Source organism: Paenibacillus sp. GD4 (genome assembly GCF_030846225.1).
GTDB classification, from domain to species: domain Bacteria; phylum Bacillota; class Bacilli; order Paenibacillales; family NBRC-103111; genus Paenibacillus_G; species Paenibacillus_G silviterrae.
Genome location: NZ_JAVCYK010000001.1, coordinates 601,907 through 620,573, shown reverse-complemented (window position 1 = coordinate 620,573; position 18,667 = coordinate 601,907). Strand labels below are relative to the sequence as shown.

General features: G+C 51.0%; 25 protein-coding genes and 1 tRNA gene. All 26 read left to right on the top strand.

Annotated elements, in window-relative coordinates:
• Positions 1-24: 24 nt before the first annotated feature.
• The 26 genes from fni to RAC89_RS02725 all read left to right on the top strand — a co-directional run bounded on the left by fni (position 25) and on the right by RAC89_RS02725 (position 18,584).
• Positions 25-1,086 (top strand): type 2 isopentenyl-diphosphate Delta-isomerase, encoded by a 1,062-nt coding sequence (gene fni / locus RAC89_RS02850; RefSeq protein ID WP_306611614.1) that lies wholly within the window; start codon positions 25-27, stop codon positions 1,084-1,086.
• A 74-nt stretch (positions 1,087-1,160) separates the two neighbouring features.
• Positions 1,161-1,787, top strand: a complete 627-nt coding sequence (locus RAC89_RS02845) for a hypothetical protein (RefSeq protein ID WP_306611612.1) — start codon at positions 1,161-1,163, stop codon at positions 1,785-1,787.
• Positions 1,788-1,806: 19 nt separating this feature from the next.
• Positions 1,807-2,727, top strand: coding sequence for a YIEGIA family protein (locus tag RAC89_RS02840; protein WP_306611610.1), 921 nt, complete (start codon positions 1,807-1,809; stop codon positions 2,725-2,727).
• Positions 2,727-2,906: a capping complex subunit for YIEGIA gene (locus tag RAC89_RS02835; protein WP_306611609.1), complete on the top strand. Its 180-nt coding sequence runs from the start codon at positions 2,727-2,729 to the stop codon at positions 2,904-2,906. Before RAC89_RS02840 ends, RAC89_RS02835 begins: the two co-directional genes overlap by 1 nt.
• Before the next feature lie 80 nt (positions 2,907-2,986).
• Positions 2,987-4,309 (top strand): ribosome biogenesis GTPase Der, encoded by a 1,323-nt coding sequence (gene der, locus RAC89_RS02830; protein WP_284640262.1) that lies wholly within the window; start codon positions 2,987-2,989, stop codon positions 4,307-4,309.
• A gap of 13 nt (positions 4,310-4,322) precedes the next feature.
• Positions 4,323-4,925: a glycerol-3-phosphate 1-O-acyltransferase PlsY gene (gene plsY / locus RAC89_RS02825; RefSeq protein WP_306611608.1), complete on the top strand. Its 603-nt coding sequence runs from the start codon at positions 4,323-4,325 to the stop codon at positions 4,923-4,925.
• Positions 4,926-4,959: 34 nt separating this feature from the next.
• Positions 4,960-6,009 carry an NAD(P)H-dependent glycerol-3-phosphate dehydrogenase gene (locus tag RAC89_RS02820; RefSeq protein ID WP_306611607.1) on the top strand — a complete coding sequence of 350 codons (1,050 nt, stop codon included), beginning with the start codon at positions 4,960-4,962 and terminating at the stop codon, positions 6,007-6,009.
• Between the two features lie 102 nt (positions 6,010-6,111).
• The gene (locus RAC89_RS02815; RefSeq protein ID WP_284640257.1) at positions 6,112-6,390 is read left to right on the top strand and encodes a stage VI sporulation protein F; all 279 of its coding nucleotides are present in this window, start codon (positions 6,112-6,114) and stop codon (positions 6,388-6,390) included.
• 139 nt (positions 6,391-6,529) lie between these two features.
• On the top strand, positions 6,530-6,715 hold the full coding sequence (locus tag RAC89_RS02810) for a DUF2768 family protein (RefSeq protein WP_372516663.1): 186 nt from the start codon (positions 6,530-6,532) through the stop codon (positions 6,713-6,715).
• A 19-nt stretch (positions 6,716-6,734) separates the two neighbouring features.
• The gene (locus RAC89_RS02805; RefSeq protein WP_306611605.1) at positions 6,735-7,028 is read left to right on the top strand and encodes a 2Fe-2S iron-sulfur cluster-binding protein; all 294 of its coding nucleotides are present in this window, start codon (positions 6,735-6,737) and stop codon (positions 7,026-7,028) included.
• 16 nt (positions 7,029-7,044) lie between these two features.
• Positions 7,045-7,686, top strand: a complete 642-nt coding sequence (locus RAC89_RS02800) for a nucleotidyltransferase domain-containing protein (protein WP_306611604.1) — start codon at positions 7,045-7,047, stop codon at positions 7,684-7,686.
• Positions 7,686-8,027, top strand: coding sequence for a 2Fe-2S iron-sulfur cluster-binding protein (locus RAC89_RS02795; RefSeq protein WP_306611602.1), 342 nt, complete (start codon positions 7,686-7,688; stop codon positions 8,025-8,027). Before RAC89_RS02800 ends, RAC89_RS02795 begins: the two co-directional genes overlap by 1 nt.
• Positions 8,024-8,749: a hypothetical protein gene (locus RAC89_RS02790; RefSeq protein WP_306611601.1), complete on the top strand. Its 726-nt coding sequence runs from the start codon at positions 8,024-8,026 to the stop codon at positions 8,747-8,749. The genes RAC89_RS02795 and RAC89_RS02790 overlap by 4 nt, the downstream gene beginning before the upstream one ends.
• 259 nt (positions 8,750-9,008) lie before the next feature.
• On the top strand, positions 9,009-10,487 hold the full coding sequence (spoIVA, locus tag RAC89_RS02785; protein WP_284640247.1) for a stage IV sporulation protein A: 1,479 nt from the start codon (positions 9,009-9,011) through the stop codon (positions 10,485-10,487).
• Between the two features lie 184 nt (positions 10,488-10,671).
• Positions 10,672-10,944 carry an HU family DNA-binding protein gene (locus tag RAC89_RS02780; protein WP_284640245.1) on the top strand — a complete coding sequence of 91 codons (273 nt, stop codon included), beginning with the start codon at positions 10,672-10,674 and terminating at the stop codon, positions 10,942-10,944.
• Positions 10,945-11,113: 169 nt separating this feature from the next.
• Positions 11,114-11,190 (top strand) — tRNA-Pro (locus RAC89_RS02775).
• Positions 11,191-11,317: 127 nt separating this feature from the next.
• Positions 11,318-11,542, top strand: a complete 225-nt coding sequence (gene mtrB / locus RAC89_RS02770) for a trp RNA-binding attenuation protein MtrB (protein WP_284640243.1) — start codon at positions 11,318-11,320, stop codon at positions 11,540-11,542.
• A 123-nt stretch (positions 11,543-11,665) separates the two neighbouring features.
• Positions 11,666-12,190 (top strand): hypothetical protein, encoded by a 525-nt coding sequence (locus tag RAC89_RS02765; protein ID WP_284640241.1) that lies wholly within the window; start codon positions 11,666-11,668, stop codon positions 12,188-12,190.
• A gap of 106 nt (positions 12,191-12,296) precedes the next feature.
• Entirely contained in the window at positions 12,297-13,160 is an 864-nt protein-coding gene (locus RAC89_RS02760; RefSeq protein WP_284640239.1) for a heptaprenyl diphosphate synthase component 1, read from the top strand.
• 11 nt (positions 13,161-13,171) lie between these two features.
• Positions 13,172-13,885: a demethylmenaquinone methyltransferase gene (locus RAC89_RS02755; protein ID WP_306611600.1), complete on the top strand. Its 714-nt coding sequence runs from the start codon at positions 13,172-13,174 to the stop codon at positions 13,883-13,885.
• Between the two features lie 35 nt (positions 13,886-13,920).
• Positions 13,921-14,796, top strand: a complete 876-nt coding sequence (locus RAC89_RS02750; protein WP_306611599.1) for a UbiA-like polyprenyltransferase — start codon at positions 13,921-13,923, stop codon at positions 14,794-14,796.
• On the top strand, positions 14,793-15,425 hold the full coding sequence (locus tag RAC89_RS02745) for a UbiX family flavin prenyltransferase (protein WP_306611598.1): 633 nt from the start codon (positions 14,793-14,795) through the stop codon (positions 15,423-15,425). The genes RAC89_RS02750 and RAC89_RS02745 overlap by 4 nt, the downstream gene beginning before the upstream one ends.
• The gene (locus tag RAC89_RS02740; protein ID WP_306611597.1) at positions 15,385-16,248 is read left to right on the top strand and encodes a menaquinone biosynthetic enzyme MqnA/MqnD family protein; all 864 of its coding nucleotides are present in this window, start codon (positions 15,385-15,387) and stop codon (positions 16,246-16,248) included. Before RAC89_RS02745 ends, RAC89_RS02740 begins: the two co-directional genes overlap by 41 nt.
• Positions 16,245-17,219, top strand: coding sequence for a heptaprenyl diphosphate synthase component II (hepT, locus tag RAC89_RS02735; protein WP_306611596.1), 975 nt, complete (start codon positions 16,245-16,247; stop codon positions 17,217-17,219). The genes RAC89_RS02740 and hepT overlap by 4 nt, the downstream gene beginning before the upstream one ends.
• A 102-nt stretch (positions 17,220-17,321) precedes the next feature.
• Positions 17,322-17,765 carry a nucleoside-diphosphate kinase gene (gene ndk / locus RAC89_RS02730; RefSeq protein WP_284640228.1) on the top strand — a complete coding sequence of 148 codons (444 nt, stop codon included), beginning with the start codon at positions 17,322-17,324 and terminating at the stop codon, positions 17,763-17,765.
• 36 nt (positions 17,766-17,801) lie between these two features.
• On the top strand, positions 17,802-18,584 hold the full coding sequence (locus tag RAC89_RS02725; RefSeq protein ID WP_284640226.1) for a CheR family methyltransferase: 783 nt from the start codon (positions 17,802-17,804) through the stop codon (positions 18,582-18,584).
• The last annotated feature ends 83 nt before the right edge of the window (positions 18,585-18,667 follow it).

Below are 18,667 nucleotides of genomic sequence, written 5' to 3'. Positions count from 1 at the left end.
CCTGAGGGAAAAGGGGAACCATCGGTGCGCATTCCAAGAAAGATGGAGCATGTGCATCATGCTCTGGCGCTAGGACAAAGCGGCAAGCAAGGCTTCGAGGACTTGAAGCTTGTGCCGAACAGTCTCCCGGAAACCTCAACGGAACATATATCGTTGCAAACAAGAATCGGCGAGCTCGTTATGAGTTCGCCGATTATTATTAATGCAATGACCGGCGGAGCAAAGGAGACAGAGGAAATCAACAAAGAGCTGGCTGTAGCGGCTAGAGAAACCGGACTGGCCATGGCGGTAGGTTCGCAGATGGCTGCTATCAAAAATCCGGAGGTAGAATCCAGCTACCGAACGGTACGGGAACATAATCCTGACGGCTTGGTCTTCGGCAATCTCGGCAGCGAGGCAACGCTGGAGCAAGCTCTTCGCGCTGTGGACATGCTGAGAGCGGATGCGCTCCAAATTCACTTGAATGTAATGCAGGAGCTCATCATGCCGGAAGGGGACAGAGATTTTCGCGGACGTTTGGAACGCATTGCGACTATAGTGGAAGCGGTGGGCGTTCCGGTGATCGTTAAGGAAGTGGGCTTTGGCATGGTGAAGGAGGATGTAGAGCTTCTGTATCAAGCTGGAGTACGCATCGTCGATGTCGGCGGATCCGGCGGAACAAACTTTGCCGCGATTGAGAACGCAAGAAGGGCTGTCCCGATGGATTGGCTAAACGATTGGGGCTGCACGACGAGCACGGCTTTATTAGAGGCTATGGAGTCAAACGGCAGCCGATCCGAAGCAATGTCAATCATCGCATCCGGCGGCATTACCAGCGGACTGCACATTGTCAAGGCTTTGACTATAGGAGCCAGCGCAGCAGGTGTGGCAGGCGCTTTATTAAAGGTGCTGCGAGCACAGGGCACGGACGCTTTAATCGAGCGAATCCGCGAAATTGAACACGAAATTCGCTGGGTCATGACAGCAGTTGGTGCTTCCTCTATTCGCGATCTGCGAGCTCGGCCGATCCTTATTATGGGGGAAACAGCTGATTGGTGTTCACTTAGAGGAATTGATGTAACGCATTACGCGAGAAGGCACCATTGAGGAATATGGAGAGTAAAACAGAATAACCCAAGCCATACTAAAGAAAATGAAAGCAACTCTTTAGGTGGGTGTGAATGAATCCGGGCTATCTCTCTTTACTGCTACTTGTGATATCGCTCATTTTATTCGCCAGCGGCTGGAAGGATTTCATCTTAAGAGGTATTACTCATCCGAGTCTACTTCTTTTTTTTGTTTGCTGGCTGCTTGCGACACCGTTGTCCGTAACTATAGGGTCGTACCGTGTGTTTCTTTGTGTGCCGCTGCTGCTGTGCTGCTGCTTACGAATCTGGTACCAGGTGCGGGCGTGGATGGTCCGACTTCACGCGCTTTCCGTAAGCCTTCTTCTCGGATCGGTAACCTTCTTCCTGCGGGAAACCTTACACTTGCTCCCTTCGATGATTATCGTAAACCAACAGGTAACGATGGCCTTATTCATAGGCATCCTTGCTGCTGGTCTTATACGGAATCCGATCGTCCAGGTGGCTAATGTTTCAATGGGGCTGCTCATTGGAGAGACCATGTTTCATTACTCACATCTTCAGCAGGCACCGTTTGTTTTGGGAGGGACATCCTTTCAGGATTTGTGGTGGACAACCGTGTTCGCCGCCAGAGGAAGCTCCCTTGTACTAAGCGGTTTTCTCTTCGGAATTCGCCGTTCGGCCGAAGGCATATGGGAGCTTGTGAAGCAGCGAAGAGACTAATGCGAAGGGGCGATGCTTTATGTTGGAGTGGATCGCAGAACAAAAATATACCGTAGGCATTATTTTAGGAGTGATTTTCGGTCTTTTGGCGAGAATCAGCATGCTGCGGACCGATTATCGGCAGTATCCGACCTATCCGCATGGAAAGATCATTCATCTTTCCTTAGGCTTCATCGCGGCGGGGCTCGGTGCCGTAGCCGTTCCCTCTCTGCTGGATAAGAACTATACCGCGATCACGTTTCTTTCCTTGGCGGCTCAGCAGTTCCGGGATGTCCGCAACATGGAGCGCCAGACGCTGACCCAAATCGACAGCCATGAGCTGGTGCCTAGAGGGGCCACCTATATTGAAGGGATCGCGATGGTATTTGAAGGGCGAAATTACCTGGTCATTTTTACAGCCTTCGCAACAGCCTTGTTCAGCATCCTGTTTCCTTGGTATTGGGGGATCGTCGCGGGTCTCGGAGCCATGCTCATCACCAATTATTTTAAGACGGGGAAAAGTATATCCCATATTGCCGACGTGCAAATTGCAGAGGTAAAGCTGGACGGCCCGGATCTATTTGTGGATGATATTTACATAATGAACGTTGGACTTGAGGACACGCGAAAGCTGATTCAGCGGAAGGCGATAGGGCTTGTCGTCGTTCCGAAGAATAAAAATTCGCGTGTAACCTTGGCCAACCCGGGGCAGCGTCAAGCCATACTTCATGATATTTGTACGATTATGGGTGTGTATCGCGACGAGGGAGAGCCCTCATTGGTTCCTTTGGCGAAGCTGGATATGGAAGACGGAAGACTGGCTGTTTTTTTACTCACGCAGGAGCAGGACAAGGAGAAGGCAAAGCAAGTCATTCTGCGGGCACCTGTGCTGGAAAGTGCCGTCAGGATGCCGTCCGAGGCGCATGTCCAATCCCGGAATTCAGGAAAGGCGGGGGCTTGATGGGGAAAATCATGGCTGTCGTTACCTGTGACAAAGGCAAAGTAGGGGGAGGCGCTCCTATTTTTATCGCGGACAACCCGGATGAGCAGCAGAAGCTCGCCTTCAGTCTTGAAAAAATTTTGGACGCTTCCGCACATGATTTGAAGAACGGGACATTGATCATTGTCAAGCATGATTGATTTATGGCTGCAAATTAGTATATAATATCATAGCTTACAGGCAAGATTTGGTTGGCTTGCAAGAAGGGAATGAGAGAGCTATGGCAAGACCTATTGTTGCGATTGTAGGACGCCCGAATGTGGGGAAATCTACAATCTTTAATCGAATTATCGGAGACAAGCTCGCCATTGTAGAAGATAAACCGGGCGTAACCCGGGACCGTTTGTATGGACGCGGAGAATGGCTGGACCATGAATTCAGCATTATCGATACCGGCGGGATCGAGGTTGACGGCGAGGATCAAATGATGAAGCACGTCCGCGCCCAAGCGGAGTTAGCCATTGATGAGGCCGACGTGATCATCTTCATGGTAGATGCGAAGGCCGGCGTAACACCGACGGACACGGAAGTGGCGCAAATGCTTTTCCGTGCGAAGAAGCCCGTTGTCGTGGCGGCGAATAAAGTGGACAACCTGGCCCGACAAGATGATATCTATGAATTTTATAGTCTGGGCTTCGGTACGGTCATCGGCATATCCGGTTCCCACGCGACGGGCATCGGCGATTTGCTGGACGAGGTAGTGCAGCATTTCCCAGATACCGAGGAAGAAGAGTACGGCGAGGATGTCATCAAGGTAGCACTGATCGGGCGTCCTAACGTCGGCAAATCCTCACTTACGAACGCTATTCTTGGGGAAGAGCGCGTTATCGTAAGCGATGTGGCAGGGACGACCCGTGACGCTATCGATACCCCGTTCGAGAAGGATGGTCAGAAGTATGTGATTATCGATACGGCCGGGATGCGCAAGCGGGGCAAGGTGTACGAGAACACGGAGAAATACAGCGTCATGCGCGCCATGAAGGCGATTGAGCGGGCGGATGTGGTGCTCGTACTGATCAACGGCGAAGAAGGAATCATTGAGCAGGATAAGCATGTTGCCGGTTACGCACATGAAGCCGGGAAGGCTTGCGTCTTTGTTGTGAACAAATGGGACATCGTAGAGAAGGACGAGAAGACGATGCATCAGTTTACGCAGAAGATCCGCGACCACTTCTTATTCATGACCTATGCGCCTGTGGTGTACCTTTCCGCCAAAACGAAGGAAAAGCTTCACAAGCTGCTGCCGGTCGTGAACCATGTGGCGGAGCAGCATGCGCTGCGGATCCAAACACACGTTCTTAACGATGTCATTTCCGATGCGGTGGCGATTAATCCTCCGCCAACGGATAAAGGAAAACGTCTGCGCATTAACTATGCTACGCAGGTGGCCGTGAAGCCGCCGACGATTGTCTTATTCGCCAACGATCCGGAACTGATGCACTTCTCCTATGAGCGCTACCTGGAAAACAAGATTCGGGCTGCGTTTGGCTTTGAAGGAACACCGGTGCATATCATCACCCGGAGAAAATCGGAAGACGATTAGGGAGAGATACGACATGGTAAGTACTATATTGCCTGTGCTGATCGGGTACTTGTTAGGCTCGATCAGCTTTAGCTTTCTTGCGGGGAAGCTGCTGAAAGGTATCGACATCCGGAACCACGGCAGCGGGAATGCCGGAGCCACCAATACTCTGCGAGTGCTTGGTAAGGGTCCGGCTATTGCCGTGCTGCTGCTCGATGCAATGAAAGGGGTAGCTGCCGTATGGATCGGAAGCCGGTTGAGCGGCGGAGATGCTGTTATCACCGTGCTCTCCGGAGTAAGCGTTATCGTCGGCCATAACTGGCCGGTCTTTTTTGGCTTTCGCGGAGGCAAGGGCATTGCAACTACGATCGGCGTCATGGCTACGCTGAGCTTTTTGCCTGCGCTATTAGCCGGGATTGTTGCTATTATTTCTATTGTTATTACCCGATATGTTTCTCTTGGTTCGTTATTGTTTACTGCACTTTTACCTGTGTTGATTTGGTTCATGGGTCATGATGTATACGTATTTGGACTTAGTCTGCTGCTTTTTTTATTCGCTTGGATTCGTCATCGCAGCAATATCGCGAAGCTTCTGAAGGGGCAGGAAAACAAGATTGGCGCCAAGAAGAATGCATAATTGAATTGTATCGAACGGGAAGGGGATGCACAGGATGCCACAACCGACGAAAGTTGCCGTTCTTGTCGCGGGAAGCTGGGGGACAGCCATCGCCTCCGTCTTGACGGAAAATGAGCATGAGGTTGTGCTTTGGTCGCGAAATCGGCAGCAGGTGGATGAGATCAACACCGAGCACCGCAATCGGCGGTTTCTAGGAGATGCCGAGCTTTCGCCCGGGTTGAGAGCAACCGATTCGATGGAGGAAGCGCTGCGAGGAGCAAGTGCGGTTGTCATCGTGGCACCTTCAGGCGCTATGAGGGAGGTTGCAGCGCAGATGAATCCGTTCCTGGATTCGTCGACGCTCGTCATCCATGCAACCAAGGGCTTCGAGACGGGCACCTTGCTTCGGATGAGCTCGGTGCTTGCCGAATCGCTTCGGAACTATGATCCGAATCGTATCGTGGTGCTTTCCGGGCCAAGCCACGCCGAGGAAGTCATAGGACGTAAGCCTACGACTGTAGTGGTTGCCGCCAATGATCTGGAGGCAGCGGAGCAGGCCCAGGATCTGTTGATTACTTCCTATTTCCGCGTCTATACGAACCCCGATATTGTTGGTGTTGAACTCGGCGGAGCGCTGAAAAACATCATTGCTCTGGGAGCCGGCCTTTCCGACGGACTGGGCTTCGGCGATAATGCGAAGGCTGCTCTGCTGACGCGGGGTCTGGCCGAAATCGCCCGTTTGGGAACGGCCATGGGAGCGAATCAGCTTACTTTCGCAGGACTTGCCGGAATCGGTGACCTTGTCGTTACGTGCAACAGCAAACATAGCAGAAACTGGCGTGCCGGTTACATGCTCGCGCAGGGCCAACCGATTGAAGAAGTGCTGCAGCAGATGGGGATGGTGGTTGAAGGGGTGAAGACGACTCAAGCGGCCTATGCATTGTCTGCGCAGCACGGCATTACAATGCCGATCACGAACGAGCTGTATCATGTGTTGTTCAGCGGCAAAGACCCTAAAACCGCAGTTGAGGATTTGATGGGACGCGGACGAACGCATGAGATGGAGGATGTGGCCCGAGGCGGTGCAATGAACTGGTTCCGATAGGGCAAGAGCCTACACGAACGTCCTGCTCTTCACATATACTACCTCAGATCAAGTTACCAAGCGCACGAGGTGCTTGACTTGAACCTGGGGGAGGTTGAAGGAATGAGCGGGAAGAACGTATCCAAGGATGTACTGAACGTCGTTAAGAAGAAAACCGGTAAAAATGTTACCGAGAAGGATATTCAGAAGCTTGCCAGCGGGGTGAAGCCCTCCACCATGCAAAGCGAGGCGCAATTGCGGCAGCTGATCAAGCAGGTATCCAATATGGTGAACGTGCCGGTATCGGAATCTACGGTCAATGACTTGATCAAGGCCATCAAGAGCAGCAAGGGCAATCCCAACACGCTGGAGCAGCTGATGAAGATGATGACCAAAAAATAAGGGATCCCGTAATAATCATAAGTTTTACGAATTGATGGCATAAGCCGCCGGCAGGCGCGCTTGTGCTTTTTTTGTGGTATACTTGCCTTATCTTTGCAGTTTTGATTGGATTTTTTGAACAAGTTGCCGGATAGGAGTTATGATGATGTCGTCACTGGATAAAATGTGGGCCTCCTTTATTGCCATAGGCCTGATGATTTTTGCCTCTTTTCTCATTACCTTTGCGAGAAATAAAACCACGGGCGCGCTGCGCGCTGTTTTATCTATCATAGCCTTTTTGATGTTCATTCCGATTTTACTGTATATGCTGCTGTCATTACTATAACAAGGAGCTTGGATAACGGATGCTGACAATCAAGGGAAGGCAAATAACCAAAACTGTGGAGGCCGAAGCCGGATTAACCGTGCTGGATCATGCCTTGAAGCATAATGTGGATTTCGGATTTTCCTGTATGCGTGGGACCTGCGCCCGCTGCAGGTGTGTGGTAACTGAAGGGGCAGAGCTTCTTAGTAAGCCGACGGATGAAGAACTTGACCGGCTGGAGCCCGAGGAGCTTGAGCAAGGGTACCGCCTCGGCTGCCAGGCGCAAATTAAGCAAGCGGGGACATTGGTTGCAGCCAATAAGCCGTATTTTTAAGAAGGTGCTGTTTTAGATGGGTAACAAGGAAAATGAAGTCATGTTGATCTCTCCGGCGGATCCTCTTCATGAGGCGTTGACCGTTATAGGAAGAAGCTTAGGAGGGGCCTCGATTCCATGGCTTGTCGGTGGAAGCACGGGACTGCTTCTGCAGGGAGTTGCATTAAACCGGGCTCCCCGGGATTTGGATTTGTATGTGGACGCGAAGCATGCTGCGTCGATGCATCAAGCGTTACGAGCCTATGCGACGGATCAGCAAGTCTCAAGTCAAACGGGAATCTATCGATCGATATTAAGTCATTACGATATTGCCGGATGCAAGGTGGAGCTAGTCGGGGGCTTTGAGGTTCGTTCCTTACATAGCGAGTATATCGTTGAAGCACATTTCTTGTATGAGCATGCTGCGCAATCGATAGTGGTTCGTACACTGGATGAAACGCCTCTGGAGGTTCGTCTGATGCCCTTGATGCATGAACTGATATTCAATGTGCTGCGCGACCGTCCCGACCGGTATGAAGCCATTGCTTCGTTCTGCCGAAGCGTCCATCGCACGGATCATGAGAAGCTTCTGGATACTCTGCTCGATAGAAATCGTATGGCTGAACCGCTCGCCGCGAAGCTGCGGCAGCTTTTGGCGCAGGAAGGGGCGGAGGCATAATGGCGGCCCAGATCACGTTTTTGCCTGATGCCAAACGTATTGAAGTTCGGCCCGGTACGACCGTGCTGGATGCAGCAGGAAAAGCCAGGGTTACCTTGCGTGTGCGGTGCGGCGGGAAAGCCGCGTGCATGATGTGCAAGGTGGTGGCCCGGGACGGACAAGGCTTATCCCCTATCAGCCAGAAGGAACGGTTGAAGCTGGGAAGCCTGGCGGATCAAGGCTATCGGTTGGCATGTCAAACGAAGATCGTGGGGCAGGCTGAGGTAGAGGTGCCTGAGGATCCTCTGAAGGCGGCGATCCGCCGGCAGCTGGAACTGCAACGAAAGGAGGAGGAGCTATGAAGCGCCAAGCGGGATTGCTGTCCCTGCTGCTGATTTTGCTTCTGCTAAGCGGCTGTATGTACCCTGCCGAGCAGCGTAAGGAGAATCAGCTGACAAGCGGAGAAGGCATTATGCTCGTTCAGAATGCGGTGGATCAGTACAAAGAGAAGACCGGTGTGCTTCCGATCAAAAATAGTGAAGAGACCACGCCGCTCTACGAAAAATACCCTATTGATTTCAAAAAGCTGAACGGGAGATATTTGGGGAGCATCCCCGGAAATGCGTTCGAAAACGGCGGGACGGCCATGTACGTATTGGTCGATGTAGAAACCAAGCCTACCGTAAAGCTGATGGATATTACCTCTTTCCAGATGGTTATCGAGGCTCAGAAGCAAGTGGACGATTACAAGCGAAGCCATAACGGCGAGCTGCCGAAAGGAGCCGCGGTTGCTCCGGGCTTTTCAAAAATCGACTTCGAACTCATGAACAAGAAAACAGTGGAAGTCCCGAGTGTATATACACGCCAGCTTCAGCTTCCTCTGCTGCTTCATGACTCGGGGCAGGTGGCCATTGATTACGCGCCGGAGCTGATGCGCTTAATTGATAAGAAGCAGCTGCAAGCCCAGCTCAAGGGTGATCAGGATCTTCGGGGGCTGCTCGTTCAAGAGGCTTTTTATGTTCCTGCCCGTTCGTTTCCTTACCGATGGCAGAATGGACAGCCTGTACCGGTAACAGGAGCGTAAATGTTATTTCATATTAACCTTCACCCCTTTTCGGGAGTGGAGGTTTTTTTCGTTCAACCTGAATATCCGGGAGCAAGCCCACATATATTTGTCAGAGGTGAAGCCTAAGAGGCTCTATCTTGACCATGCGATAGGGCAGCAGCAAGGAGTGATTAAAAAGATAAATATAATACATATTTTCATAAGCCATACATATATTTGTACTAGTCCGAAAGCATGTACGAGTTTCGCCTTAAACAACCTGTAGGAGGGATTCTCATTGGAAAAAGTGGATATCTTTAAGGACATTGCAGAGCGTACTGGCGGGGATATTTACCTGGGGGTCGTTGGAGCGGTCCGTACGGGAAAATCAACGTTTATTAAGCGCTTTATGGAGTCAGTCGTCTTGCCTAACATTCAAAACGAAGCCGAGCGCGCCCGCGCTGTCGACGAGCTGCCGCAAAGCGCCGCAGGACGTACGATCATGACAACGGAGCCGAAATTCGTACCGAACAATGCAGTGCAGCTGCATGTGGCTGAAGGACTGAATGTCAACGTACGCTTGGTGGATTGCGTAGGCTATGTTATTGAAGGGGCAAAGGGCTCTGAAGACGAGAACGGTCCTCGCATGATCAACACGCCTTGGTTCGATGAAGCGATTCCGTTCCAAGAGGCGGCCGAAATCGGGACACGCAAGGTCATTCAAGAGCATGCAACATTAGGGGTAGTCATTACGACAGACGGATCGGTCGCGGAAATTCCGCGTGCCTCCTATGTAGATGCGGAAGACCGGATCATCGCTGAGCTAAAAGAAGTCGGCAAGCCGTTCATCGTCATCGTGAACTCCACGAAGCCGAACTCGGATGCCGCCCAAGAGCTCCGCAGCGAGCTGCAGGCGAAGCATGACGTCCCGGTCGTAGTTACAAGCGTGGCGAATATGAACGAAGACGACATGACAGGTGTGCTCCGTGAGGTGCTTTACGAGTTCCCTGTGCATGAAGTCAATGTCAACCTGCCAAGCTGGGTCATGGTGCTGGAGGAGAATCACTGGCTTCGTTCCCACTTCGAAAATTCCGTTCGCGAAACGGTGCAGGATATTCGCCGATTGCGCGATGTAGATCGCGTAGTCAGCAACTTCGAGCAATATGAATTTATCGATAAAGCGGCATTAGCCGGTATGAATATGGGTCAAGGGGTAGCGGAGATTGATTTGCACGCGCCGGATGAACTGTACGACCGTATCCTTCAGGAAGTCGTCGGGGTGGAAATCCGAGGCAAGGATCATCTGCTGCAGCTGATGCAAGAGTTCACGCATGCGAAGCGCGAGTACGATCATTTCGCCGAGGCGCTGGAAATGGTCAAGACGACCGGCTACGGCATCGCACCGCCGACATTGGCCGAGATGGCGTTGGATGAGCCGGAGCTGATCCGCCAAGGTTCCCGCTTCGGAGTTCGGTTAAAGGCAACCGCGCCTTCGATTCATATGATCCGGGTGGATGTGGAGTCGGAGTTCTCCCCGATCATCGGTACGGAGAAGCAGAGCGAGGAGCTCGTCCGCTATCTGATGCAGGATTTCGAGGACAACCCGCTCAAGATCTGGGAGTCCGATATTTTTGGCCGATCGCTGCACTCCATCGTACGCGAAGGCATTCAAGGCAAGCTCGCCATGATGCCGGATAACGCGCGCTACAAGCTTCAAGAAACACTCGGTCGCATTATCAACGAAGGCTCCGGCGGATTAATTGCCATCATATTGTAATATAACACACCAAAATGCACCCTTTAGGGTGCATTTTTTTGTTTTTCTCTTGAAAATCGGGGAGTGCTGTATTACTATAATGTTGATTTACTTGATATGTACATCACATAACATGTATATTTTTCTTTAAAACGGTGAACAAAGAGAATAAGAGGTTTGATCGCTTTGGGGGGAGGTGAATGGCATGAATAAATCGGATTTGATCAACAAGGTTGCTGAAGCTTCCGAGCTTTCCAAGAAGGACGCAACCAAAGCAGTTGAGGCCGTGTTTGACGCGATCTCCGAAGCTTTGCAAAGCGGTGACAAGGTTCAACTCGTAGGTTTTGGTAACTTTGAGGTTCGCGAGCGCTCCGCACGTAAAGGACGCAACCCGCAAACCGGTGAAGAAATCGAGATTCCTTCCAGCAAAATTCCGGCATTCAAGCCTGGTAAAGCTCTGAAAGATGGAATCCAGTAATAGTACATAGCATCTGTTTACACAAGCGTCCTTGATCTCGATAGTAAGAGGTACGGGCGCTTTTTATATGCCTTTTTTCTTATTCTCCTGACGGGAAGCAGGAAAGGTACTTTACAACTTCAGGGGACGCAATTATAATAAAACCTAGCATTAACCAATGGCAGTGATTCGGGGTATGGCGCAGTCTGGTAGCGCGCACCCTTGGGGTGGGTGAGGCCGTGGGTTCGAATCCCGCTACTCCGACCATGAGGAAGACATCGTCAAAGCGGTGTCTTTTTCTTTTTTTATGGAAAGCTGTGCCGTTCTTGACACTGAACCGCCTTTTTTGGCATAGTAGAGTGTAAGTAGAGATGAGTATGGAGGAGACGAGCCAATGGAATCAGGACATAATGATTACTTTGTAGTAAAGGCAAAGGATAACGGCGTGCAGGTGATCGGACTTACCCGGGGCCAAGATACGAAGTTTCATCATACAGAGAAGCTGGATAAGGGCGAGGTTATGATTGCCCAGTTTACCGACCATACGTCGGCAGTGAAGATCCGCGGCAAGGCCGTAATTATGACCAAGTATGGGATCATTGATACAACGGAGGAATAATTTTTCATGTTCCCGCAGGCATAGCCTGCTTTTTTTCGTTGTACAATGATAAGGACAGGTATTCTTGGCCAAGTCATCGCTATCATGGCGATAGGTTTAAGTGCCCGAGGGGGAACGGTCCTTATGAAATGGTTAACGAAAATAGCGGCTACCTCGCTGATCTCCGTTCTGGTAGCCTTAGGCTTATCGTGGGTAACCAGGCTGGATGAATCCAGCGGAGTATTTCAGCATCAAAAGCCACAGCCGGTGTCCGAAGAGAACATTGTGGATGTGATTACCAAGATGCCGCTGCACTTGCGGGTCCGGCGGGTTGAGATCACCCATGCGATTGTTTCGGTTGATCTGCTGGCAACCTCATCGTCGGAGCACACCGACGTCGTGAAGGATCTGTACGAAATCCCGACATATCTTTTCGCGTCCTCGACGAATATCAATCAGGTCCTTGTCCGGGTGCTGGACGGCTCGAAAGAGCAAGCAAGCGGCGGCACACAGCTTCTTGTCGCTTCGGATGCCCGCAGGGAGAAATGGCTCCCGAATGAGCCGAAGGCCCGTCCGGCCAGCACGTATGAGCTGATGCAGTACTTGGATTCCCATTTCTGGATGACGTATTATCCGAAGTGGCAGGAGCGATACGAACAAAAAAGCTGAGGACTTTTATGAAAACCAAACGTCTATTATGAAAAAACGATCGGATTATGCTATAATAATTTAGATTGTCAGAACGTGATTTATGTTACGGTTCGGAGGCTTACATATGAACTCTTATCGCATCCCCGAAATAGCCCGGAAATATTTCGAACACGACATGATTCTTAAGCATACGGAGCTGCCGGTGTTTCCTGAATTCCGCACCCGGCTGCTGTATGCTTTTTTGAATAGGCACAGTGCGCTTTCCGGACACAGCGAGCTTTACACACTCGTAACCTCTTTGGTTCAGATGGGGCTTGATACCCATGACATGGTTAGTATCACCAATGATTCCAAGGAGATGAAGGCTGCCCGCTCACGTCAGCTTAAGGTGCTGGCGGGAGATTATTTCAGCAGCCGTTTTTACTACCTGTTGTCTCATGCGGGACATATTGATTTAATCGGGAAGCTGTCGCAGGCTATCTGTGAGGCGAATCGTCTTAAGATGAACATGTATATGACGATGAAGCAGCTCAAGCTTACCGCGGAGGAGTACATCAGGCAAACCGTAGAGGTTCGGTCGCAGCTGTTCTTATCGTTTTCCGTCCTGCTGGACGAAGGGCTGCGCGGGCTGTGGCCGGAAATACTTCGGCTGTTTACCCGTTGCGAGGTGCTGATTCAGGAAATTACCCGATCGGAGAGCGCTGAGGAATTCAGGGACAGCTGGGGCTACTGGCTAATTCTGCAGACAGGCGCGAAGGACGACCGCAAGCTGCTTCAAACCGATGAACCGGATCATTCGAGGCTGCGTTATGTATGGCATAAGTACAAAGTTTCTTCCCAGCTTTATGATATGCTGGATGCTTGCCTCTCGGAGCTGCAGGACAAGCTGAAGGGGATGGAATCGGAGAAGCTGGGAGCAGAGCTGCTGAATATCGGTGAACCGCTTAGAAAATACCTTAACGCACCAAGAGTTATAGAAGAAGTATGAGGTGAAATCACGTGGCATCGAAATCCAAGGAACAATTCGTACATTCTGTTTTTGAAAGCATCGCCCCGAAATATGATGTGATGAACGATATTCTCAGCTTTCGCCGCCATAAGGCCTGGCGCAAGTTTACGATGAAGAAGATGAATGTTCAGCCGGGGAGCAAGGCCATCGATATTTGCTGCGGTACGTGTGACTGGACGATCAGCTTGGCGGAAGCAAGCGGGACCGGTGATGTGGTAGGACTTGATTTTAGCCAAAACATGCTGGATGTCGGGGCAGACAAAATTAAACGTCTTCATCTGGACAAGCAGATCAAGCTGATTCGCGGCAACGCGATGGAGCTACCTTTCGCGGACAATACGTTTGACTATGCGACCATCGGGTTTGCTCTGCGGAACGTGCCGGATCTGGTTCAAGTCATCAAAGAGATGCAGCGCGTGGTAAAGCCGGGAGGCCTCGTGGTTTCACTGGAGCTTTCGAAGCCGACATGGCAGCCGTTTAAGGGGATCTATTATTTTTATTTCCAACGTGTGCTTCCGATGCTGGGCAAGCTGCTCGCAAAGAGCTATGAGCAGTACCGTTGGTTGCCGGAATCGCTTGTTTCCTTCCCGGATCATAAGCAGCTGGCTGAGATCTTCCGGAACACCGGACTTACCTCAGTTGAAGCTTATCCGCTTACCGGGGGCGTTGCGGCGCTTCATATCGGGAAGAAGCCCAAGGCATGACCGGCAGCATGTCATGAAGGGAGTTGTAATCACACTTGCTCTGGAAAAAGACAAAAATATTCCTGGAAATGATTAAATTTGAGCATACGATCTTTGCTTTGCCGTTTGCCTTTATGGGTGCGCTCTTAGGATCTGTAGTTGTCTTGGGACATCTGCCGAGTTGGGCGCAGATCGGCTGGATCACGCTGGCTATGATAGGAGCGAGAACAGCAGCCATGGCGCTAAACCGGATCATTGATAAGACAATTGATGGGAAAAATCCGCGTACGGCACTGAGGGCGATTCCCGCGGGCTTAATCTCTTCGAAGGAAGCCATTATGTATGTTATTTTATCCTTTTTCCTGTTGTTTTGGGCGACATCCAATTTAAGCTCGTTGTCCATGAAGCTTTTGCCGATCGCTGTTTTTTTTCTTGTGATTTATTCCTATACCAAACGTTTTACATGGGCATGTCATTTGGTATTAGGCATGACGATTGCGCTGGCCCCGCTGGGCGGCTGGGTGGCCGTAACTAATGAAATCTCTTTCCCGGCGGTCGTATTCTATATCGCAATCGTATTTTGGCTGGCCGGCTTTGATATCATTTATGCTACTCAGGATGAGGAGTTTGACCGTAAAGAAGGCTTGCATTCGATTCCAAGCCGTTTCGGTACGGTGAAGGCGCTCAAGATCGCCAGGACGTTTCACATGATTACGGCTTTGGCTTTCTTCGCTCTCTTTTTCTTGACGGATTTGACTTGGTGGTACTTGATCGGCGTTTTCATCGCAACGGGGCTTCTCATGTACGAGCATTGGATCGTAAAGCCAACGGATCTAACGAGGGTGAATATTGCCTTTTTCCACTTGAACAGTATTCTCAGCATTGTGGTCTTCGTCTTTACGTTAATTGATTTGGTGGTGCATCACGGATGACGAGACCATGGGTCATCGGCTTGACCGGCGCCAGCGGAGCGGCATATGGCGTTCGGCTGTGCCGGTTTTTGCTGTCACAAGGGGAGCATATCCACCTTATCGTTACAGATGCGGGCTGGAGGGTGCTGAAGGAGGAGCTCGGCTGGGACATCAGCCGCAGAGCCGATACGTTGTACCGCGAATTCGAAGGACTACCGGGCGAGCTGAAGTATCATCCCATTCAGGATGTAGGCGCGAGTACGGCAAGCGGCTCCTTCCGTACCAAGGGCATGGTGATTATTCCTTGCTCCATGGGTACGCTGTCCGCGATAGCGAACGGAGCCTCGGACAACCTGCTTGAACGTACGGCGGATGTCATGCTGAAGGAAGGACGTCCGCTCATTCTCGTGCCAAGAGAAACGCCTCTTCATGCCATTCACTTGGAAAATATGCTGAAGCTGGCCCGCATGGGTGTGAAGCTCGTGCCCGCTATGCCGGCCTTTTATCAGCATCCGCAAACGATTCAAGATATCGTTGATTTCTTGGTCGGCAAAGTATTGGACATCATGGATTTGGATCATCAATTGTTTAAAAGATGGGGTATGACATATGAACAAGAACCAGCGGGAAATTCGCATCGGGCGGATTGATTTCACGAACGTATGGCCGCTGTTTTATTATTTTCCCGTAACCTCGTTCGGCAGCGAGCTAAAAATACTGCAGCAAGTGCCCACCGGACTCAATAAAGCGCTGGCTCAAGGGGAGATTGATGTCAGCGCCATATCCTCCTTTGCTTACGGAGAGCACTTTGACGACTACATGCTGCTTCCGGATATGTCCGTCAGCGCGTTTGGAGAGGTGAAGTCGATCCTGTTGTTCCACAGAGTGCCTTTGGAGCAGCTGTCGGACGCAACCATTGCATTACCGACGACTTCGGCGACGTCGATCAATCTGCTTAAGATCATTTTGACGAAATTTTATGGGATTCAGCCGTCTTATGTAGATTCTCCGCCGCATTTGGAAACGATGATGAAGTCGGCCGATGCCGGGCTGCTGATTGGCGATCATGCCATCCGTGCAAGCTGGGAGGAGCAAGGTTATCTAGTTACGGATCTTGCGACGGAATGGACCAAATGGACGGGACTCGGGATGTCCTTCGCCGTTTGCGCCATCCGCAAACAAACGGTACGGGAGCTCCCGGACTTGGTGAAACGTGTGTTTGACGGCTTTATGGAAAGCAAGAGAAAGTCCTTGGCCGATCTGACTTCGCTTGTTCAGGACGCTCAGAAGCTGCTGGGAGGCACGCCAACCTACTGGGAAGGTTATTTCAAGAATTTATGCTATGATTTCGGTCCTTCGCAGCAGGACGGGCTGAAGCTATATTATCAGTATGCCAAAGAGCTCGGATTTTTGAAGCGGGATGTGCCGCTGCAAATCTGGAACGATAAAATAACGGTACAGGTGACGGAATGAAATTGTTGGATTTGTATGCCAAGCTAAAAAAAGATATCGGTTTTATCGAAAAGGAGCTGGAGCGCAGCATTGATGTAGAGCATCCTCTGCTGCGGGAGGCTTCGCTTCATCTGCTGAAGGCGGGAGGGAAGCGGATCCGACCGGTGTTCGTCCTTCTCGGCGCCAAGTTCGGTACCTACGACCTGAATCGTGTGAAGCATGTGGCCGTACCGCTCGAGCTGATCCATATGGCTTCGCTAGTGCATGACGATGTCATTGACGATGCCAGCACCAGACGCGGCCAATTGACCGTCAGGTCCAAGTGGGATAACCGGATTGCCATGTATACCGGCGATTACATATTTGCCAAAGCGCTCAGCATTGTAACCCAGCTGCCTAATCCCGCGATTCATCAAATTATGTCCAATGCCCTTGTGGAGATGTCGATCGGGGAAATGGAGCAAATCCGTTTCTTCTTCCATGCGGAGCAGTCGGTGCGCGATTATTTGCTGCGCATCAAGAGGAAGACGGCATTGCTGATCGCTATCAGCTGTCAGCTTGGAGCGATTGCGGCGGAAGCCTCCGAAGCCCATGCGCGTAAGCTGTATTCGTTCGGATACAATGTCGGCATGGCGTTCCAGATTCGTGACGACCTGCTCGATTTGTGCGGAACCGAGAAGGAAATCGGCAAGCCGCCCGGCAGCGATGTCAAACAGGGGAATGTGACCATTCCTGTCATTTATGCTCTCCAGGATCCAGAGCTCAGACCGGAATTGCTGCGGGAATTGAACCGGATTCAACAGGAGGACGGACAATGCGATGTCAGCCAATTCCTGAAGCTGATTCGGGGCAGCTCCGGTATTCCGCGTGCAGAGAGCTTAGCTTCGCGGTATATTGATAAGGCCATAGCTGCCCTGGAGGGCCTGCCGGATATTCAGGCGAAGAAGGATTTGATCAGCATCGCCCATTTTGTAGGCAATCGGTCCTATTAATGTGTTATCAGACCAGGAAAGCTGTGGTATAGTGAATTCAGGAAGCATAGCGGCTTCCGTCAACCATATACATAGAAGAATTGCATTTGGGAGGGATGGGTCATGGAACGCACGTTGTTAATGGTAAAGCCGGATGGCGTTCAGCGCGGGCTGATTGGTGAGATTGTCAGCCGATTCGAGCGTAAAGGCTTTCAGCTGGCGGCAGCCAAGCTGATTATGGTTACACCGGAGCTGGCGGCCCAGCATTATGTGGAGCATTACGGGAGGCCGTACTACGATCGGCTTGTCCAATTCATTACATCGGGGCCAGTGTTCGCTATGGTATGGCAAGGGGACAGGGTTATCGCCCTTTCGCGGCATATGATCGGAAAAACCGATGCGCTGGAAGCGGCTCCAGGCACGATTCGGAGTGATTTCGCCGTACATACGAACTTTAATTTAATTCACGGCTCGGATTCCCCGGAGAACGCCGAACGTGAAATTGCGATCTATTTTGCCAAAGAAGAATTGCTGGACTACAGCCGAGCCATTCAAACTTGGATTTAGTGAGCTACCATACGGGCTAAAGGCAGGAGGATCAGCATGGAGGACCAGGATTTTCTTCTGTTCATCAAGAAGGTGAAGGATTATACGTCCATCGATCTGGCACAGTATAAGGAAGCGCAGATGAAGCGCCGTCTGACGACGCTCCGGATGAAGAAGGGGTATAACAGCTTTGCCGCGTTTTTTGATGCGATGACCAAGGATAAGGAACTGTTTTATGAATTTCTGGATCGGATGACGATTAATGTGTCGGAGTTTTGGCGCAATCCCAATCGTTGGGAGGTGCTTGAGCAGCGGTTTCTTCCAGAGATGCTCCGCAAATCCCGTAAGCTGAAGTGCTGGAGTGCGGCTTGCTCGACAGGGGAAGAGCCCTATACGCTCGCCATGATTTTATCCGAGCTGAATGCCCTTCAAGACAGCCTTGTGCTGGCTACGGATATTGATGAAGGGGCGCTGGAGAAAGCGAAAAAAGCCGTATATGCGGATCGTTCGGTTCGCGATGTGCCGGCGGGCTATCTTAAGAAGTATTACCGTCAAGAAAACTTGACCTATCATATTGCGGATAGCTTGAAGAAAAGCATTCGTTTCCAGAAGCAAAATTTATTGACGGACACGTTCGATACTCAATTCGACTTGATCGTTTGCCGCAATGTTATGATTTATTTCACGGAAGAGGCTAAGCATCTGCTGTACCAGAAGTTTGCGAACGCCCTGAAGCCGGGAGGACTCTTATTTGTCGGCAGCACGGAGCAAATATTTTCTCCGGGTCAATACGGAATGGAGCCTGCGGATACGTTCTTCTATAGGAAAATATCCCAGTAATTGAATAAACCTTTCCAGACCTTCCTATACTAAGGCTATGTAGCAGCTTTTGAGATGTGCCTACAGGTAGGCAGGAGGAGCGT

Bases quoted from the DNA above. Each gene is read 5' to 3' on its own strand.
- RAC89_RS02845 (WP_306611612.1), top strand. From the start codon at position 1,161: ATGAATCCGGGCTATCTCTCTTTACTGCTACTTGTGATATCGCTCATT.
- RAC89_RS02840 (WP_306611610.1), top strand. From the start codon at position 1,807: ATGTTGGAGTGGATCGCAGAACAAAAATATACCGTAGGCATTATTTTA.
- RAC89_RS02835 (WP_306611609.1), top strand. From the start codon at position 2,727: ATGGGGAAAATCATGGCTGTCGTTACCTGTGACAAAGGCAAAGTAGGG.
- der (WP_284640262.1), top strand. From the start codon at position 2,987: ATGGCAAGACCTATTGTTGCGATTGTAGGACGCCCGAATGTGGGGAAA.
- plsY (WP_306611608.1), top strand. From the start codon at position 4,323: ATGGTAAGTACTATATTGCCTGTGCTGATCGGGTACTTGTTAGGCTCG.
- RAC89_RS02820 (WP_306611607.1), top strand. From the start codon at position 4,960: ATGCCACAACCGACGAAAGTTGCCGTTCTTGTCGCGGGAAGCTGGGGG.
- RAC89_RS02815 (WP_284640257.1), top strand. From the start codon at position 6,112: ATGAGCGGGAAGAACGTATCCAAGGATGTACTGAACGTCGTTAAGAAG.
- RAC89_RS02810 (WP_372516663.1), top strand. From the start codon at position 6,530: ATGATGATGTCGTCACTGGATAAAATGTGGGCCTCCTTTATTGCCATA.
- RAC89_RS02805 (WP_306611605.1), top strand. From the start codon at position 6,735: ATGCTGACAATCAAGGGAAGGCAAATAACCAAAACTGTGGAGGCCGAA.
- RAC89_RS02800 (WP_306611604.1), top strand. From the start codon at position 7,045: ATGGGTAACAAGGAAAATGAAGTCATGTTGATCTCTCCGGCGGATCCT.
- RAC89_RS02795 (WP_306611602.1), top strand. From the start codon at position 7,686: ATGGCGGCCCAGATCACGTTTTTGCCTGATGCCAAACGTATTGAAGTT.
- RAC89_RS02790 (WP_306611601.1), top strand. From the start codon at position 8,024: ATGAAGCGCCAAGCGGGATTGCTGTCCCTGCTGCTGATTTTGCTTCTG.
- RAC89_RS02780 (WP_284640245.1), top strand. From the start codon at position 10,672: ATGAATAAATCGGATTTGATCAACAAGGTTGCTGAAGCTTCCGAGCTT.
- mtrB (WP_284640243.1), top strand. From the start codon at position 11,318: ATGGAATCAGGACATAATGATTACTTTGTAGTAAAGGCAAAGGATAAC.
- RAC89_RS02765 (WP_284640241.1), top strand. From the start codon at position 11,666: ATGAAATGGTTAACGAAAATAGCGGCTACCTCGCTGATCTCCGTTCTG.
- RAC89_RS02760 (WP_284640239.1), top strand. From the start codon at position 12,297: ATGAACTCTTATCGCATCCCCGAAATAGCCCGGAAATATTTCGAACAC.
- RAC89_RS02745 (WP_306611598.1), top strand. From the start codon at position 14,793: ATGACGAGACCATGGGTCATCGGCTTGACCGGCGCCAGCGGAGCGGCA.
- RAC89_RS02740 (WP_306611597.1), top strand. From the start codon at position 15,385: ATGAACAAGAACCAGCGGGAAATTCGCATCGGGCGGATTGATTTCACG.
- hepT (WP_306611596.1), top strand. From the start codon at position 16,245: ATGAAATTGTTGGATTTGTATGCCAAGCTAAAAAAAGATATCGGTTTT.
- ndk (WP_284640228.1), top strand. From the start codon at position 17,322: ATGGAACGCACGTTGTTAATGGTAAAGCCGGATGGCGTTCAGCGCGGG.
- RAC89_RS02725 (WP_284640226.1), top strand. From the start codon at position 17,802: ATGGAGGACCAGGATTTTCTTCTGTTCATCAAGAAGGTGAAGGATTAT.